The sequence below is a fragment of the Acinetobacter sp. NIPH 2699 genome, assembly GCF_022549355.1.
In the GTDB taxonomy this organism is placed as follows: Bacteria; Pseudomonadota; Gammaproteobacteria; order Pseudomonadales; family Moraxellaceae; genus Acinetobacter.
In genome coordinates, this window is record NZ_JAKZGL010000007.1 from 1 (window position 1) to 18,296 (window position 18,296).

General features: G+C 40.0%; 13 protein-coding genes and 1 pseudogene. 4 read left to right on the forward strand and 10 right to left on the reverse strand.

Annotated elements, in window-relative coordinates; genetic code table 11:
• The 4 genes from MMP72_RS08635 to MMP72_RS08650 form a co-directional block, all read right to left on the reverse strand.
• The coding region (locus tag MMP72_RS08635) for a BapA prefix-like domain-containing protein (protein ID WP_241316404.1) at positions 1-1,178 on the reverse strand (1,178 nt) is incomplete at its 3' end.
• Positions 1,179-1,578: 400 nt separating this feature from the next.
• Positions 1,579-3,078 (reverse strand): sodium:proton antiporter, encoded by a 1,500-nt coding sequence (locus MMP72_RS08640; RefSeq protein WP_241316406.1) that lies wholly within the window; start codon positions 3,076-3,078, stop codon positions 1,579-1,581.
• A 131-nt stretch (positions 3,079-3,209) separates the two neighbouring features.
• The gene (locus tag MMP72_RS08645) at positions 3,210-4,103 is read right to left on the reverse strand and encodes a neutral zinc metallopeptidase (RefSeq protein WP_241316408.1); all 894 of its coding nucleotides are present in this window, start codon (positions 4,101-4,103) and stop codon (positions 3,210-3,212) included.
• 38 nt (positions 4,104-4,141) lie between these two features.
• Complete coding sequence (locus MMP72_RS08650; RefSeq protein ID WP_241316410.1) at positions 4,142-5,065, reverse strand: DUF808 domain-containing protein; 924 nt, start codon at positions 5,063-5,065, stop codon at positions 4,142-4,144.
• Between the two features lie 164 nt (positions 5,066-5,229).
• Here MMP72_RS08650 and trpS point away from each other — a divergent pair, with 164 nt between their 5' ends.
• From trpS to MMP72_RS08665, 3 genes are all read left to right on the forward strand, one after another.
• Entirely contained in the window at positions 5,230-6,243 is a 1,014-nt protein-coding gene (trpS, locus tag MMP72_RS08655) for a tryptophan--tRNA ligase (protein ID WP_241316412.1), read from the forward strand.
• Between the two features lie 409 nt (positions 6,244-6,652).
• A complete protein-coding gene (locus MMP72_RS08660; RefSeq protein WP_241316414.1) occupies positions 6,653-7,297 on the forward strand; it encodes a YqiJ family protein in 645 nt (214 codons plus the stop codon).
• A gap of 32 nt (positions 7,298-7,329) precedes the next feature.
• Positions 7,330-9,036, forward strand: coding sequence for a flotillin family protein (locus MMP72_RS08665; RefSeq protein ID WP_241316416.1), 1,707 nt, complete (start codon positions 7,330-7,332; stop codon positions 9,034-9,036).
• Positions 9,037-9,110: 74 nt separating this feature from the next.
• On the opposite strand, the gene sucD is transcribed toward MMP72_RS08665, so the two are convergent.
• The 5 genes from sucD to MMP72_RS08690 all read right to left on the reverse strand — a co-directional run bounded on the left by sucD (position 9,111) and on the right by MMP72_RS08690 (position 16,843).
• Entirely contained in the window at positions 9,111-10,001 is an 891-nt protein-coding gene (gene sucD / locus MMP72_RS08670) for a succinate--CoA ligase subunit alpha (protein ID WP_003655479.1), read from the reverse strand.
• Between the two features lie 12 nt (positions 10,002-10,013).
• Complete coding sequence (sucC, locus tag MMP72_RS08675) at positions 10,014-11,180, reverse strand: ADP-forming succinate--CoA ligase subunit beta (RefSeq protein WP_003655470.1); 1,167 nt, start codon at positions 11,178-11,180, stop codon at positions 10,014-10,016.
• Positions 11,181-11,315: 135 nt separating this feature from the next.
• Complete coding sequence (gene lpdA, locus MMP72_RS08680; RefSeq protein WP_241316418.1) at positions 11,316-12,749, reverse strand: dihydrolipoyl dehydrogenase; 1,434 nt, start codon at positions 12,747-12,749, stop codon at positions 11,316-11,318.
• A 60-nt stretch (positions 12,750-12,809) separates the two neighbouring features.
• Positions 12,810-14,003 (reverse strand): 2-oxoglutarate dehydrogenase complex dihydrolipoyllysine-residue succinyltransferase, encoded by a 1,194-nt coding sequence (gene odhB / locus MMP72_RS08685; RefSeq protein ID WP_241316420.1) that lies wholly within the window; start codon positions 14,001-14,003, stop codon positions 12,810-12,812.
• Positions 14,003-16,843 (reverse strand): 2-oxoglutarate dehydrogenase E1 component, encoded by a 2,841-nt coding sequence (locus MMP72_RS08690; RefSeq protein WP_241316422.1) that lies wholly within the window; start codon positions 16,841-16,843, stop codon positions 14,003-14,005. Before MMP72_RS08690 ends, odhB begins: the two co-directional genes overlap by 1 nt.
• Before the next feature lie 2 nt (positions 16,844-16,845).
• On the opposite strand from MMP72_RS08690, the pseudogene MMP72_RS08695 reads away from it, so the two are divergent.
• Positions 16,846-16,929: pseudogene (locus tag MMP72_RS08695) on the forward strand (hypothetical protein); the annotation flags it as partial.
• A 642-nt stretch (positions 16,930-17,571) separates the two neighbouring features.
• Here MMP72_RS08695 and MMP72_RS08700 read toward each other — a convergent pair.
• Positions 17,572-18,282, reverse strand: coding sequence for a succinate dehydrogenase iron-sulfur subunit (locus MMP72_RS08700; RefSeq protein WP_241316424.1), 711 nt, complete (start codon positions 18,280-18,282; stop codon positions 17,572-17,574).
• Positions 18,283-18,296 lie beyond the last annotated feature (14 nt).

Below are 18,296 nucleotides of genomic sequence, written 5' to 3' on the forward strand. Positions count from 1 at the left end.
TCATTGGTGCTCAAGTCATCCAAGCTCACCACGGGTGCAACTGCATCTACCACCGCTGTGGCAGGATCTGAGCTATTGTCTGCGGGGTCTGTTGCAACCACAGTTATTTCATCACCATCTTCAAGATTGTCTGGGTTTGGAACACTCCAATTACCATCTTCGTCTGTAACTGCTTCTACTTCGCTGCCGTCTGGGAAAGTCACCGTAACGGTTGTACCAGGTTCTGCTGTTCCTGTGATTGGATCTGTTCCATTCACTGGATCAATCACGGGTGCATCCGGTGGGGTAACATCAACATCATAGACTTGGCTATCTGTTACTGTGCTGCTATTACCTGCTGCATTTGTAAATTTAACTGTTGCGTCAATCGTTTTATCCGCATCTGCCAGTAAGCCACTACCGGGTACGCTTACACTCCATGTTCCATTTGCTGCGTTGACTATGGCGTTATAACTCACACCATTAACAACCACAGTAACAACTGTTGTTGCTGCATCTGCTGGAATATTAGTAAGTTTACCTGTGATCGTCACATTACCTGCTGCTTCCGCCGCATTTAAAACGTTATCTGATGTCAATGGATCAATATCAAAACCAACATTGTCTGTATTTGGAGGAGTTGTATCTGGATTATTATTATTTTTACCACCACCGCCGCCACTTGCAGCTGCAATAATACCACCAGCAACTATCGGAACAGCCCATAACCAAGGGTTCATACCAGCATCATGGTACAATAATGGCTCTATTGATTGGATAGGTTGAAACAGAACGTCGGAGACAGGCGCTTCTACTATTTCAGGTACAACCGCTGGAGTCTCCTCTAAATAAACAGCCCCTTCTGCATCTGCATCTGCATCCGCATCTGCATCCGCATCCGCATCTGCATCACTTTCAGCATCCTTAAATTTAGCCCAAGTTAACTGTCCATTTTCATCCTGAATAACAAGACTATTATCCAGATTGTTATTTTCATTGAAGAAATTTTGAATTACTATTTTTTCTCCATTTTTCAAGAAAACAACTGCATTCAAACCATCTCTTTTTATTACTAATATGTCCGCTAAAGGAACCTTAATTAATACTACTGCGGCCTCAGAAGGCAGAGTCGTCGTATTATCCGTTGTGTTAGAAAGTGTTTTGTGACTTTCCTTGGAAATTATTTGTATTTCAGACATGGTTCTGTTCCTCAATTATAATATATTTGTTTTCAACTGCTTATCTATTCAAGTGTTAAGCTTTCGCGTATTTTGTTATGTATTACATTTATTACAGTTATCGACTCTACTCTAAACCAATTTTTAAAAATGTTAAATAGCCCACAAAAAAAAATAGTTATGCATAATAAGCCAAAGTTAACAAAAAATCTTAAGCCTTTATTTTTTAAAACATTTATTACTAAAATACGTTTTTTTAAATTATAAAATTTACATTTATTAATAATTTTTTTTAAATAACCATTAGTTCCCAAAAGGCATTTAAATAATTTTAAAATATTATTTAATAAATCTTAAACATAATTTAAAAATAAAAACTTGTCTTTAAGGAAGGATTTTATCAAACAAATAAAATATAATGTTAAAAATTATCAGGATTTTCCAAACGTCTTACTTCTTCTCGTTTATTTGGGTGATGCATCGTTGTAACCCCATCTTCAGTTCTTTGATCTAATAAGACTTCTGGATTATAAATTGTAATAATCTCTTTACCTGCTGAATCCTCGCCAATAATGTATTTGAAACCACGACGATTCATCTTGTTACACATGCGTTGATAAAAGCCTTTTAAACCTTTTGTTTCTTCGTTTGGATTATAATAAAAAGTATTCATCACTGCTGGTAAGCCTAGCCCACACACGACTCCAGACAACAATACACTGATAAAAGTATAGCCAATTAAAATACTGCTATAAGCACTCAGTGCAGGTATATTTGCAACAGCAAGAATTAATGCCAGCGAAATACCACCTCGGACACCGCCCCAAGATAATATTGTTAAACTTCCGTTATAGCTTTTTTTACGAAACGAGGGAAATAAAGCAAAAGCTGAAAAATTCGCAACAAATCTTGATAAATGTAAGATAAGGAAAGCAACAATCCCCCCAATAATCAAACCAGCGTTTAAATCTAGAATGAATAACTCTAAACCAATTAAGGTGAAGAGGAATGAGTTAATGATCCCCTCGACGGTATGCCAAAAATGATTCACCTCACGTATTTCACGCTGCTCACGAATCTCATGCCATTTATTACCGACAATCAAACCACCAATAACACATGCAATTGGAGCTGATGCATGCGCAAATAAAGCGACCAGATACGATCCACTTGCAAGTAAAGCAGTCGTTAAAATCAAGGATTCCATCTCGTGCTTGCCACGTAACAAACGTAAGATACCGAACCCAAATGCAAGGCCAATGATGACTGCAACAAAGATCTCATATAACAAGGTTTCAACTGTTGCGATTAATGAAAAGTGTTCACCCTGTATAACATTGAGTAACGTCATAAATAAGGCGATACACATTGCATCATTAAATAATGATTCACCTTCAAGCTTGACCATTAAATGATGCGGTGCGCGAATCGAGCTTAACACCCCTTTGACACCAATCGGATCAGTTGCACCCAATGCTGCACCAAGGAGTAATAGAACAATGAATGGGACCGGATAACCAACTGCCCATTGAAATAAGTACAGCAGCCCAGCATAAAAACCAGCACAAAGTACCAATGCAATCGTGGCTAGAATACTGATAGGTTTCCAATGATTCTTTAGATCTGAAATTTTAAATTTTAGTGCGGAAGATGTCAGGATAAAACAAATCACACCATTAATTAAAAAGTCGTAAAAATCGATACTTCTTACAGCGGCTTCAATATTATGAATATTAATGGTAATAAACTGATTACCATTCAATAAACTTGCTCCCCACTGCAATATAAAAACAAAAATTGCAGAAACAATCGGAACACCTATTGCTTGAGGGAAACCCAATATGCGTTTATTAAAAATAGTCGTTGCTATGGATAATGCAAAAATCACCGTTAATGCTTGTAAAAGAAAATAATTACCCATATGACCTCTTTATTTTTCTCAATCTAAAAACAACATATTTCATCTAAATTTTAAAACATATCATTTCCACGTCCCAGAACGCCCTCATCTCTCCAGTATAAAAAAGAAATAAATGATAAAATATCAAACGCTTAACCAAAAGTATTACATTGATTAATATCACCTGATTTTAGGCCTTGCTGAAACCACTGCATACGCTGTTCACTGCTACCATGGGTAAAACTATCGGGTACGACTTGTCCAGTTGCACGTCGCTGTAAATAGTCATCACCAATTTTTTTTGCAGCATCCATCGCTTCCTCGATATCACCTTGTTCTAAAAACTGAGTACGTTGATGGTTTTGATGTGCCCAAATCCCTGCAAAACAGTCAGCCTGTAACTCCAAACGAACTGAAAGCTGATTGCCTTGCGCTTGACTCGCTTGTGAACGTGCTTGCTGAACTTGCCCAGATATTCCTAATAAATTTTGAATATGATGCCCAACCTCATGGGCGATCACATAAGCCTGAGCGAAATCCCCTGCTTGATCTTGACGAGAAAGCTCAGTTTGATTTTGTTCCCCCGAAATGCCCATTTGCTGCCGCATATCTTTAAAGAAAGAGGTATCAATATAAACCTTCTGATCCGCGGGACAGTAAAAGGGGCCCATAGCCGCTTGTGCCGAACCACAACCAGAACGAACGACACCGCTAAATAAAACTAATTTTGGTGGTTTATAAGTCATTCCTATTTGCTGAAAAATCGGTGTCCACGTATCTTCTGTATCTGCCAAAACCGTTCCAACAAAATCACTTGCTTCTTTTTGATCGGCTGTTAAGTTTTGAGGGGCATTTCCTTCTTGAGTCGATTGAGCACTTGTTACCGCCTGAGTTGCCTGATAAGCCTGCTGTGGATCGACCCCAAAAAACTTCCAAGCAACGAATGCAACCACCAAACCTAAAATACTAATCCCACCTGCTTTTGCTCCGCCACCACCACGACGGTCTTCAACATTGCTGCTGACTCGACGACCTTTCCAACGCATAACCACCTCACATGCTCACGATGATGACGACCTATTTTTTAAGCAGATGCTTTTGACCACACTTTTTGAACAAGACTCACAATAATCAGCACAATAGCACCCGCAACCAAACCGATTCCAAAATTAATCAATGTCGGTGTTACAGCGCCAATGATTGAGCCAACACTTGGGATAAGCTCTAAATGGTCTACTGTTTCTTCAGTAAAGTGATGCAGCAAAGGGATGGTATGTGTGATGATTCCACCACCCACTAAAAACATCGCAATCGTTCCAACAATAGATAAAGTTTTCATTAAAACTGGTGCAAAAGCGAGTAAACCACGCCCTATTTTATTTTTAAATTCAGAAACTTGTTGTGTTAAATACAAACCTAAATCATCAATTTTAACGATCATTGCGACCAAGCCATAAACACCAATAGTCATCGCAATTGCAATCACACTTAATACCGATACTTTAGTCATAAATGCCGCTGTTGCAACTGTACCTAACGAAATCACCACAATTTCAGCAGATAAAATAAAGTCGGTACGAATTGCACCTTTTACTTTTTCTTTCTCAAACTTCTCTAAATCAACCTCTACTTCTTGTAGGCTTTCATTTGCCTCTTCAACTGTTTTTGCTTTTTTATGATGGAATGTGTGTACTACTTTTTCCACCCCTTCATAACAAAGGAATAAACCACCAATCATTAATAACGGATTAATGAGCCATGGGGCAAAAACACTAATCAACAGCGCTAATGGGACTAAAATTAATTTATTGACAAACGATCCCTTTGCAACACTCCAAACAACAGGTAATTCCCGATCAGAACGGACACCACTGACTTGTTGTGCATTCAGCGCTAAATCATCCCCCAATACACCTGCTGTTTTTTTTGCAGCCATTTTACTCATCACCGCAACATCATCTAAAACTGTTGCGATATCATCAAGTAATAGTAATAGACCACTGGCCATTTTTATTTCCTTCTTGGTATTTATTTCACTATAGTAGAATCACTCAATAAATTCACAATATTATTTTAAGAAAAAGTTTAAGCAATCGCTGACGAAAAAAAATTATTTACCGTACAATAATGCCCATCTTATATTGATCAAATAACTGAATCTTGGAACATATCATGAGTAATGCTGATCATCGCCCAATCATCTTGACAGGCGATCGCCCTACTGGACAACTTCATCTTGGACACTTTGTCGGTTCATTACGTTCACGTGTAGGTTTACAAGACAGTCATCATCAACACCTTTTATTGGCAGATGCTCAAGCACTTACGGACAATGCTGATAATCCTGAGAAAGTACGTAATAATATTCTTCAAGTCGCATTAGATTATTTAGCTGTTGGTATTGATCCAAGTAAAACCACCATTTGTGTGCAGTCTTGTTTGCCTGCACTCAATGAACTCACAATGATTTATCTCAACTATGTGACTGTAGCGCGTTTAGAACGCAACCCGACAGTGAAGGCCGAAATTCAACTTCGTAACTTTGAGCGTGATATTCCAGCCGGTTTCTTATGCTATCCAATCGCCCAAGCAGCGGATATCACTGCATTTAAAGCGACTGTTGTTCCTGTTGGCGAAGATCAACTGCCAATGATCGAACAAACCAACGAAGTTGTTCGTCGTGTCAATCGCCAAATCGGTCATGACCTTTTGCCAGAATGCAAAGCGTTATTATCAAATATGGCACGTTTACCCGGTTTTGATGGCAAAGCCAAAATGTCCAAATCTTTGGGTAATACCATTGTGTTAAATGCTTCGGATAAAGACATCAAAAAAGCAGTGAACGCAATGTATACCGATCCAAATCACTTACGCATTGAAGATCCCGGTCAAGTGGAAGGCAATATCGTCTTTACCTATCTGGATGCCTTTGATCCAAATAAAGCAGAAGTGGAAGAGCTAAAAGCATATTATCGTCGTGGAGGTTTAGGCGATGGTGCTGTCAAAAAACGCTTAGAAGGTGTTTTACAAGAGCTGATTGCACCAATTCGTGAACGTCGTGCCGAGCTAGAAAAAGATCCTGATTACATCATGGATATATTAAAACAAGGCACTGAGAAATGCCGAAATATTACGCAGCAAACCCTAGATGAAGTTAAAGCAGGATTAGGATTATTTAAATTCTAATTTATATGATATTTCACACAAAAGGCCCGATTCAGGGCTTTTTTGTATAAGCATTTGATTTAAGTCTAATTTAAGAACTTCCCCATAAAATCCAAAACTAACATTTTTTGTCAACTATTAACACATATTAACAGTAGTTAACACGAATACCCATGAAAACAGTCAGGTTTTTGACTAATATTGCGATGTAGATTAGCAAACACTAATCTTATGACATTTCTCCTTTTCAACCGGAACTGTTTTAAACAGATTCGCGTTGTTCAACGCAGTGATCACCCCAATCATTGCGTTTTTTTTCGCCTGTTATAAATTTAAGTTGAATTTCAAGTAGCTTACATTTATCCTTATAACTGTTTTATTTTTATAAAAAATTTATTAATTCTTTCAAAAAGAAATAAGAGCAATCCCAATGATTTTAGAACTCCTCACACACCCATCCAATTTTATTTTTAGTATTGCTTTAATGTTATGCTTATTTATTGGCGTACTAGAATTAATCCTATTATTACTGGGTGGTAGTTCTAGTTTTATTGAACAGTTCCTACCAGATAGTCTCACTGATATAAATCACGCGGATGTCTCTATTGAACATTCAAATAATGTATTTACTCAGCTTCTTGAATGGTTATATCTAGGTAAAGTGCCGTTATTAATTTGGCTAATCATTTTCCTCACAGCTTATGGATTAACTGGCTTAATTATTCAGAATATTTTTTTCCTTTTGACTGAGCATTATTTTTCAGCTTGGTTGATCGCGCCAGCATGCTTATTTCTCTGTATGCCTATCGTACGTTTCAGTGCTGCTTTCATCGCTAAAATTATTCCTAAAGATGAAACAACCGCGATTCATAGTGATGATTTGATTGGTCGTACTGCACAGATTATTTTAGGTGAAGCAAAACCCAACTCCCCTGCGCAAGCGAAAGTTAAAGATCAATTTGGTCAGACACATTATGTCTTAGTTGAACCAGAACTTGATATTATATTTTTTCAAGGACAAGACGTTATTTTAACGCAAAGAACCAAAATCGGCTTTCAAGCAATTGCCACTTAATTTTTTATATTACATACACAGAGGGTATTTAAATGCTTACTTCAGCATTGACTGAAATTCTAATTATTACGGGTATTATTTTTGCTGTACTGATCTTTATTGGTGTTGTAATTGCTCGATTATACAAACGTTCAAGTAAAGAGGTTTCATTTGTACGTACAGGTTGGGGTGGTGAAAAAGTCATTTTAAATGGAGGTGCAATTGTACTGCCAGTTTTACATGAAATCATCCCTGTAAATATGAATACTTTACGTTTAGAAGTGAAGCGTGCTGCTGACCAAGCTTTAATTACACGTGATCGTATGCGTGTCGATGTGATGGCTGAATTTTATGTTCGGGTAAAACCAACAAGTGAGTCAATTGCAACAGCAGCCCAAACATTGGGTAGAAAAACCATGTCTCCTCCTGAATTAAAAGATTTAGTAGAAGGTAAGTTTGTAGACTCTTTACGTGCAGTCGCAGCAGAAATGGCAATGGAAGAGCTACATGAAAAGCGTGTTGATTTCGTACAAAAAGTTCAGCAAGTAGTATCAGAAGATTTATCAAAAAATGGTTTAGAGCTTGAAACGGTGTCATTAACAGGCTTAGATCAAACGAGTTTTAAATTCTTTAATCCACAAAATGCTTTTGATGCTGAAGGTTTAACTAAACTCACAGAAACCATTGAAGACCGTCGTAAAAAACGTAATGACATCGAACAAGATACTGATCTTGCCATTCGCGGCAAAGATTTAGAGGCTGAACGTAAACGACTCGAAATTTCACGTGAAGAAGAATACGCAAAAATGCAACAAGAGCGAGAAATTTCAATTCGTAAAGCTGAACAAATGGCTGAAATTGCGTCTCAAGAGGCTGGCAAAAAACGTGAAGCAGAAGAAGCACGGATTGCTGCTGAACGTGAAGTTGAGCTAAAACGTATTGCTGCTGCGCGTGATGTTGCGAATGAAAATATTCAGAAAGCGCAGCTCATTCAAAAAGCAGAAGTTGAACAAAAGAAAACCATTGAACTTGCTGAGCAAGATCGCGCTATTGCAATTGCCGAGAAATCTCGTGCCGAATCTGAAGCCAAAGCGCAAGCCGATAAAGCGCGTGCTGAAGCAGTCAAGGCAGAAGAAGAAGTAATCACCGTGCGTGAAACACAACGCGCAGAACGTCAAAAAGCAGTTGAATTGGTTGCAGCAAAACAAACTGCTGAGAAAGATGCAATTGCGATTACGGTTGCGGCTGATGCTGGTAAAAAAGCGGCTGCTGATGAAGCTGAAGCAGTCCGAATTGGTGCTGAAGCGGAAGCAGAGAAAGTTCGCTTAAAAGCAAAAGGTGAGGCAGATGCCAAGATCTTACTGGCTCAAGCATTGGAAAAACAATACCAAGTTGATGCTGAAGGTACACGTGCGGTGAATGAAGCAGCCAATGTCCTTTCTGCTGAGCAGGTCGAAATGCAAGTCCGCTTGGCACTCCTTAAACACTTACCTGACATCATTCGTGAAAGTGTTAAACCAATGGAAAATATTGACGACATCAAAATTTTACAGGTCAATGGTTTAGGCAGTTTTGCTGGTGGAAATTCATCAACTGAGCATGTTGACAATGGTCAAGCTTCATTATCTGATCAAGTCGTGAATAGCGCCCTACGCTATCGCTCACAAGCCCCTCTCATTGATAGTTTGATGAGTGAACTTGGCTTACAAGGTGGTGATATTAATGGTTTGACTCAAGGCTTAAAACCAAAGGCTGAATAATTGGAACTATAGTTATTTCCCAATAAAAAACCCCAATAAAAATTGGGGTTTTTTAAAGATTAAAATCTAACGAATTACGCTAAACCTTTCTCTTTTAAAACTTGTAACATCGTTGAACCAAGCTCAGCTGGGCTACGAGTGTAAGCCATTCCCGCACGTTCAAATGCAGCGAATTTCTCTTCAGCAGTACCTTGACCACCAGAAATAATCGCACCAGCGTGACCCATACGCTTACCTTTAGGCGCAGTTACACCAGCGATGTAACCAACTACAGGCTTAGTCACGTTAGATTTGATGAATTCAGCAGCTTCTTCTTCCGCTGTACCACCGATCTCACCGATCATGATGATTGCATCAGTATCTGGATCGTCTTGGAACAATTGAAGTGCTTCGATCTGGTTCATACCTGGGATTGGGTCACCACCGATACCGATACAAGTCGACTGACCTAAACCAAGCTTAGTTGTTTGAGCAACAGCTTCATAAGTCAATGTACCTGAACGTGAGATGATACCAATACGACCTGGTTGGTGGATGTGACCAGGCATAATACCGATCTTACATTCACCTGGAGTGATCACGCCTGGGCAGTTAGGACCAACTAAACGAGTACCGTTACCGTTCGTTTCTAAGTAGCGTTTAGCTTTAAGCATGTCGATCGTTGGAACACCTTCAGTGATCACAACGATAAGACCAACACCTGAATCAACTGCTTCAACGATAGAGTCTAAAACGAATGGCGCTGGTACATAGATTACAGATGCATCAGCATTTGTTTCACGTACAGCTTCTTTCATTGTGTTGAATACTGGTAAGTCAAGGTGAGTTGTACCACCTTTACCTGGAGTAACACCACCAACAACTTTTGTACCGTAGTCTAAAGCTTGTGCAGAGTGGAAAGTACCGTTTTTACCAGTAAAACCCTGTACCAATACTTTAGTGTCTTTATTAATTAATACGCTCATGATTGATACTCCTTACGCTTTAACTGCAGCTACAACTTTTTCTGCGGCATCAGATAAACCGTTCGCAGAAATTAATTTCAAACCAGATTCATCAAGTAATTTAGCACCTAATTCAGCGTTGTTACCTTCTAAACGAACAACCACTGGTACAGTTACATTTACTTCTTGAACCGCTGCAATAATTGCTTCAGCAATCATGTCACAACGTACGATACCACCGAAGATGTTGATTAAAACACCTTGTACAGAGGTATCAGCAAGGATGATTTTGAACGCTTCAATTACGCGCTCTTTAGTTGCACCGCCGCCAACGTCAAGGAAGTTTGCAGGCTGACCACCATAAAGTTTAATGATGTCCATAGTTGCCATTGCAAGACCAGCACCATTCACCATACAACCGATGTTACCTTCTAAAGCAACATAGTTAAGGTCAAATTCAGATGCTTTTAATTCACGCTCATTCTCTTGAGATTTGTCACGTAAAGCAGCAACTTTAGGTAAACGGTAAAGCGCGTTAGAATCGATACCAACTTTCGCATCAACACATAAAATATCGCCATTCTCACGAACTGAAAGCGGGTTAATTTCAAATAATGCAAAGTCATTTTCTACAAATGCTTGATAAGCAGCAGCCATAATTTTTACAAATTGGCTGATTTGTTTGTCTTTCAAACCTAAAGCAAACGCAACTTCGCGTGCTTGGAATGGTTGTAAGCCAACGAGTGGATCAACTTCAACTTTGATAATTTTTTCAGGTGTTTCTTCTGCAACTTTCTCGATTTCTACACCACCTTCGGTAGAAGCCATGAAAGTAATACGACGGCTAGAACGGTCTACAACCGCGCCCAAGTAAAGTTCACGCTCAACTGGGTATACGTCTTCAGCAACGATAATGCTGTTAACAGGTTGACCATTTGCATCTGTTTGATACGTTACAAGACGAGTACCAATGATATTGTTTGCAAATTCGATGACATCTTCTTTAGATTTTGCAACTTTAACGCCACCAGCCTTACCACGACCACCAGCATGAACTTGCGCTTTCATTACAGCGAATTTACCACCAAGCTGTTCAAATGCAGCAACTGCTTCGTCTGCATTGGTTGCCAAGATACCTTCTTGTACTGGCATACCATATTCTTTCAATAACGCTTTAGCTTGATACTCATGTAAGTTCATTTAGTTACCTACTATGTTGTTTGTGTGATACAGCCTAGATGTACTTAAAACTAGACTGCTACATATTGAGTAAATGATCACCGTATAAAAGTAATCATCATCATTCAAAAAAGTGTGGCGAACCACACTTTTTATTTATTTACGCTTACGTTGAATCGCGTGGATTGCACGACCATCAACAGCAAGCGCTGCTTCATGTACAACTTCAGAGAATGTTGGGTGACCAAAAGTCATCAATTGCAAATCTTCAACTGAAGATACAAATTCAAGCGCAATCATACCTTGATGTACGATATCAGATGCATTTGGACCAACAACGTGCATACCTAACAGACGATCTGTTTTGGCATCAGCAACGAATTTAACAAAACCAGCCGTATCACCAGCAGCCAATGCACGACCATTTACCGCAAACGGGAACTGACCCGCTTTCACTTCATGACCTTTTTCTTTGGCTTGTTCTTCAGTAAGACCAACCCAAGCTGCTTCTGGATGCGTGTAAATCACACTGATGATGGTGTCGTAGTTCACTTGAGCGGCATGACCATGAATACGCTCAACAGCCATTACGCCCTCTTCCATTGCTTTATGTGCAAGCATTGGACCACGAACCAAGTCACCAATTGCATAAACACCTTCAACAGATGTTAGACATTGATCATTGACATCAACCAAACCACGTTCAGTCAATTTAATACCAGAATCTTCTGCCAATAGACCTTCTGCATACGCTTTACGGCCGACACACACAATGAGCTTGTCAAAAACTTGTTCTTTGTCTTCGCCAGCTTGGTTATATTTAACAGTCACTTCACGACCATTAACTTCTGTACCAGACACTTTTGCACCGATACGAATATCCAAATCTTGTTTCTTCAAGATTTTTTGATATTCCTTCGCTAGTGCTTTATCCGCCATTGGTAAGAAGGTGTCCATTGCTTCAAATACAACAACTTCAGCACCTAGACGACGCCACACAGAACCAAGCTCTAAACCAATTACACCCGCACCAATTACACCCAGACGTTTTGGAACTTCTGGGAATTTTAATGCGCCAGTCGAATCAACGATTAAATCTTCATCGACAGGTGCTACAGGAATATTGACAGGCACAGAACCTGTTGCAAGGATCACGTACTTAGGCTCTAAAACCTGTACATCACCTTCAAATGGCGTGAATTCTACTTTTTTACCAGCAAGTAATTTACCTGTACCTTGTAACCACTCGATACCATTACCTTTCAATAACTGAGCAATACCGCCAGTCAATTGGTCAACAACTTTGTCTTTACGCGCCAACAAAGTGTCTAAATCAAACTTCACTTCACCTGTTGTAATACCGTGTTCAGCAAGTTCGTGAACAGTCGCCTCATAACGATGCGAAGAGTCAAGTAAGGCTTTAGAAGGGATACAACCAACGTTTAAACAGGTACCACCCAAAGACGGTTTACCGTTGTGAATACGTTTTTCAATACAAGCAACTTTAAAACCTAGTTGTGCAGCACGGATCGCTGCTTCGTAACCACCAGGTCCACCGCCAATAACAACAAGATCAAATTGTTGAGACATTTTTATCTCCAAAAATCCCATATAAAGGGTCACTCTATATGGGAAGGAATATTTGTAGTATTAAAGGTCAAGAATGAGTTTAGCCGGCTCTTCTAACAATTCTTTGATTGTTACCAAGAAACCAACAGCTTCTTTACCATCGATTAAACGGTGGTCATAAGAAAGCGCTAAATACATCATTGGTAAGATTTCAACTTGACCATTTACCGCCATTGGACGCTCTTGGATCTTATGCATACCCAAAATAGCGGTTTGCGGCGTATTCAAAATCGGCGTAGATAATAATGAACCGAATGTCCCACCATTGGTGATCGTGAACGTACCACCAGTCATGTCTTCGATACCTAATTTACCGTCACGTGCTTTATAAGCGTAGTCACGGATACCGTTTTCAACTTCTGCATAGTTCATACGGTCAGTATCACGAAGGACAGGAACAACTAAGCCACGATCACTCGATACAGCAACACCGATATCATAGAAACCGTGATAAACAATATCTTCACCATCAATAGAACCATTCACTGCTGGGTAGCGTTTTAGTGCTTCAGTCGCCGCTTTAACAAAGAAAGACATAAAGCCTAAACGAGCACCATGACGTTTTTCGAAAGCATCTTTATATTGCTTACGCATTTCCATGATTGGCTTCATGTTAACTTCGTTGAATGTCGTTAACATTGCAGTTTGTTGTGTTGCAGCCAATAAACGCTCAGCAACACGCTTACGTAAACGCGTCATTGGAACACGTTTTTCGATACGCTCACCTACAGCAACGCTTAATGGTTGAACTGATGCAGCAGGTTTAGCTTGATGACCAGCAACATCTTCTTTAGTGATGCGACCACCACGGCCTGTACCTTGTACGTCAGCAGCATTGATACCTGTTTCAGATAATGCTTTACGAACAGCAGGTGCTTGGTTTTGATCAACTGCTTGCGTTGATGCTGCTGGCGCAGATGCAGCAGGAGCTTCCGCTGGCGCAGCAGCTTCAGGAGCAGCCGCAGAAACAGCACCAGCACCAGCTTCAAACTGTGCAATCACTTCGTCAGAAAGTACCGTTTCGCCTTCGTCTTTGATGATTGCAACCAAACTACCGTCAGCTGGAGCAACCACTTCTAAAACAACTTTATCGGTTTCAATGTCACAGATCACTTCATCACGTGATACAGGTTCACCTACTTTCTTGTGCCAAGTTGCGATCGTACCGTCAGCAACTGACTCTGGGAATACCGGTGCTTTAATTTCGGTTGCCATTATTGAGAATCTCCTGATTGTTCAGCTTCAATTGCAAGTGCGTCATTGACGAGCTGAGCTTGTTGTTTTGCATGCAAGTACGGTGAGCCACAGGCAGGTGCGGCAGATGCTTCACGACCAGCATAGCTAATACGAATTTGTTTACCTGATTCAAGAATGTCTTCATACAGACGAGGAACGATGAATAACCAAGCACCTTGGTTCTTCGGTTCTTCTTGTGCCCAGACAAGATCTTGAATATTTGGATATGCCGCCATGACTTCAGCTAAGCGTTGCTCTGGGTAAGGATATAATTGTTCAATACGAACGATCGCTGTATTGTTTAAACCAAGTTCACGACGTTTTTCGAGTAAATCGTAGTAAACCTTACCGCCACAAAGCACTAAACGAGTCACTTCAGCTTTGTTGATTTGATCGACTTCATCAATCACAGTTTGGAATGAACCATTTGCTAACTCATCTAAAGTAGAGGTCGCAAGTTTGTGACGCAATAAAGATTTAGGTGACATGACGATCAATGGTTTACGAATAGGACGAACCGCCTGACGACGTAACGCATGGAAAATTTGCGCTGGAGTCGTTGGTGTAATCACTTGCATATTGTCTTCTGCACAAAGTTGCAAGAAACGCTCTAAACGTGCAGATGAATGCTCTGGACCCTGACCTTCATAACCGTGCGGCAACAACATGGTAAGACCACATACACGCTCCCACTTGGTTTCACCCGAAGCGATAAACTGGTCAATCACCACTTGTGCACAGTTGACGAAGTCGCCGAATTGCGCTTCCCAAACGATTAAGCTTTTTGGCAACGTTGTTGCATAACCATATTCAAATGCAAGGACTGCTTCTTCAGACAATAAAGAGTCATATACAGCAGTACGCGGTTGATTTTCTTTAATATGGCAAAGTGGGATATAAACAGAACCATCCACTTGGTTATGTAGTTTGGCATGACGGTGTGAGAATGTACCACGACCGACATCTTCACCAGTAATACGAACCAAGAAACCGTCATCAAGCAAAGTTGCATAAGCTAAAGTTTCTGCTGCACCCCAGTTTAGAGGCATTTCACCCGCTTGCATTTTGGTACGATCATCAATTACTTTTTGCACTTGACGTTGTAATACAAAACCTTCAGGCAAAGTATTCATGATTTTACCAAGCTCTTTGAGACGCTCGATACTCACCGTGGTGTCCCAGACATCAGTATAGTCATGCCCTAAATACGGTGTCCAATCCACAAACATTTTCTTGTTTGGTTCAGTCACTAAAGCATTGGCAACATGTTTACCTGCTTCGAGATCGGCACGATAATCTTCTACCATTTGATCAGCAGTCGCACGATCAAGTACTTTTTCTTGTACAAGTTGATCTGCATACAAGGTACGCGTTGTTGCTTTTTTATTGATCACCTGATACATCATTGGCTGCGTTGCAGATGGTTCGTCTGCTTCATTGTGACCACGACGACGGTAGCAGAATAAATCAATAATAACGTCTTTGCGGAATTCATGACGGAAATCATGCGCAATTTGCGTTGCGAAAATCACCGCTTCAGGATCATCACCATTCACATGAAAAATGGGTGACTGAATCATTTTAGCAACATCAGTACAGTATTCAGTCGAACGTGTGTCACGCGGATCTGAAGTGGTAAAACCAACTTGGTTATTGACCACAATATGAACTGTACCACCCACCGTATAGCCACGCGTTTGTGACATCTGGAAAGTTTCCATGTTCACGCCTTGACCCGCAAATGCAGCATCACCGTGAACAATCAATGGAAGTACATCATCACCACCGATATCTTTACGACGGACTTGACGCGCACGTACAGATCCTTCAACAACGGGACCAACGATTTCTAAATGTGATGGGTTAAATGCCAAAGCCAAATGAACTTCGCCACCCGCGGTCATGACATTCGATGAGAAACCTTGATGGTATTTCACATCACCAGAACCTTTCTTATGAATGCTTTTACCTTCAAACTCACCAAAAAGGTCAGCTGGGTTTTTACCCATAATGTTGACAAGCAGGTTAAGACGACCACGGTGCGGCATCCCGATCACAACTTCTTTACAACCTACTGCACCAGCACGTTGAATCAGCTCGTTCACCATTGGAATAAAAGACTCACCGCCTTCTACACCAAAACGTTTTGCACCAACAAACTTGTTGCCAAGGTATTTTTCTAAGCCTTCAGCTGCGGTTAAACGCTCAAGAACACCTTTTTTCTGCTCTGTATTTAACTGGAATTGACCGCGAACACTTTCCAAACGTTGTTGAATCCAACGTTTTTCTTTGGTGTCAACAATATGCATGTATTCTGCACCAATTGAACCGCAGTAAGTTGCTTCCATTGCCTCAATCATTTCTGACAATGTTGCTTCTGCTTTTCCAATGGCGAGATTGCCTGTATTGAATACAGTGTCTAAATCAGATTTAGTTAAATTATGTGCAGATAAATCAAGGTCAGGAACTTCTTCGCGTTTCGCAAGACCTAATGGATCGAGTTTAGCTTTTTGATGACCACGGTTACGATACGCAGCAATGAGTTGTAAAACACCAATTTGACGACGCTCATGCTCTGTACTTACAGTGCTTTGTACAACAGGTTGAACTCGACTTGCATTACGACCCAAAAGGAGGAATTGCTCGCGCACACTGCCGTGTGGTTGATCACCTTTAGGATATTTATCAAAATATTCACGCCAATCCTCAGAGACTAAGGTTGGAGAAGATAGGTACAGCTCGTAAAGATCTTCAATATACGCTGCACTATCAGCAGAAAGTTCAGTGTCAAGACGCGACGCGTCAGCAACTTCTTGCATTTTTGGACCCATTTCCTATTGCAAAAAATATTACGGGTTGCCTTTTAAGCCCACCCATGATTCATAATGTCAAATTGGTAACAAGACACTACAGCCCAAGATCTTACAACCCTGAGACATCATTACTACACATCCGGAATACTTCCTTTGATGTAATAAATGAGCTATGCGCTTTCAATCCAAAGCACATAACTCATTCTTATACTCGATGAAATCGAGCAATTTTTTGCAAATCATTTTAGAAAAATTAAATCATTCTTTAACTTTTCTAAAATGACTTCCCCAAACCCAAAAAAAGCCAAAATAAAACCCTGAGATATCAGCCCAAGACACCTCCAAGAATATACTGATTTTTTGCTTTTAGCTGTGGCAGAAATGCTAACATGTTATCAAGCTCGGATTGATTTTTTTGACACATACCATCCATAAAGCAGCGAAATACATACTTCAAATTATGCTCTAATATACCGCCCTTTTTATAAAAGTTGCGCTTTTATCGACCAAAGTTTAAGATTCTCTACAAAACTTGCACAAACATCATGCACAGTGTTTAAAAATAAACCACTGCGCCATATATCTATTTTTATTATTATACTTAACAATATGACTTATATCTATAATTAGCACACTCAGTGACTTATTTACCAGCAATTTTAAAAGTAAAGCGTCAATCAATAAAAAACGGAAGTCTCTTTCGAAACTTCCATTTTTTGAGTTAGAAACCGGTATTAACCAGCTTGATCTAACAACATATTACGAATGTGACCAATTGCCTTCGTCGGGTTTAACCCTTTAGGACATACTGACACACAGTTCATGATTCCCTTACAACGGAACAAGCTAAATGGATCGTCTAAACGAGCCAAACGTTCTTGTGTTGCTGTATCACGAGAGTCGATGATAAAACGATAAGCATTTAACAATGCAGATGGCCCAAGGAATTTATCAGGGTTCCACCAGAATGATGGGCATGCTGTTGAACAACATGCACAAAGAATACATTCATATAGACCATCTAAGTGTTCACGTTCTGCTTGAGACTGTAAACGCTCTTTCGCTGGTGCTGGCTGATTGTTAATCAAGAATGGATGAATCTTGTTATATTGATCATAGAACTGGTTCATATCTACAACCAAGTCTTTTACAACTGGCAAACCAGGTAAAGGACGAATCACAATCTTCTCTGGTAAGTCGTTCAAGTTCCACAAACAAGCCAAACCATTTTTACCATTGATGTTCACACCATCCGAACCACAAATACCTTCACGGCATGAACGGCGGAACGTTAATGTCTCATCCTGCACTTTCAACGCAAGTAACGCATCAAGCAACATACGATGCTTGTCAGTTAACTCAAGTTTATACGTTTGCATGTACGGCGCTTTATCCTTATCAGGATCATAGCGGTAGATTTCGAATGTACGAGTGCCTCTACTCATCTTTGTTCTCCCGA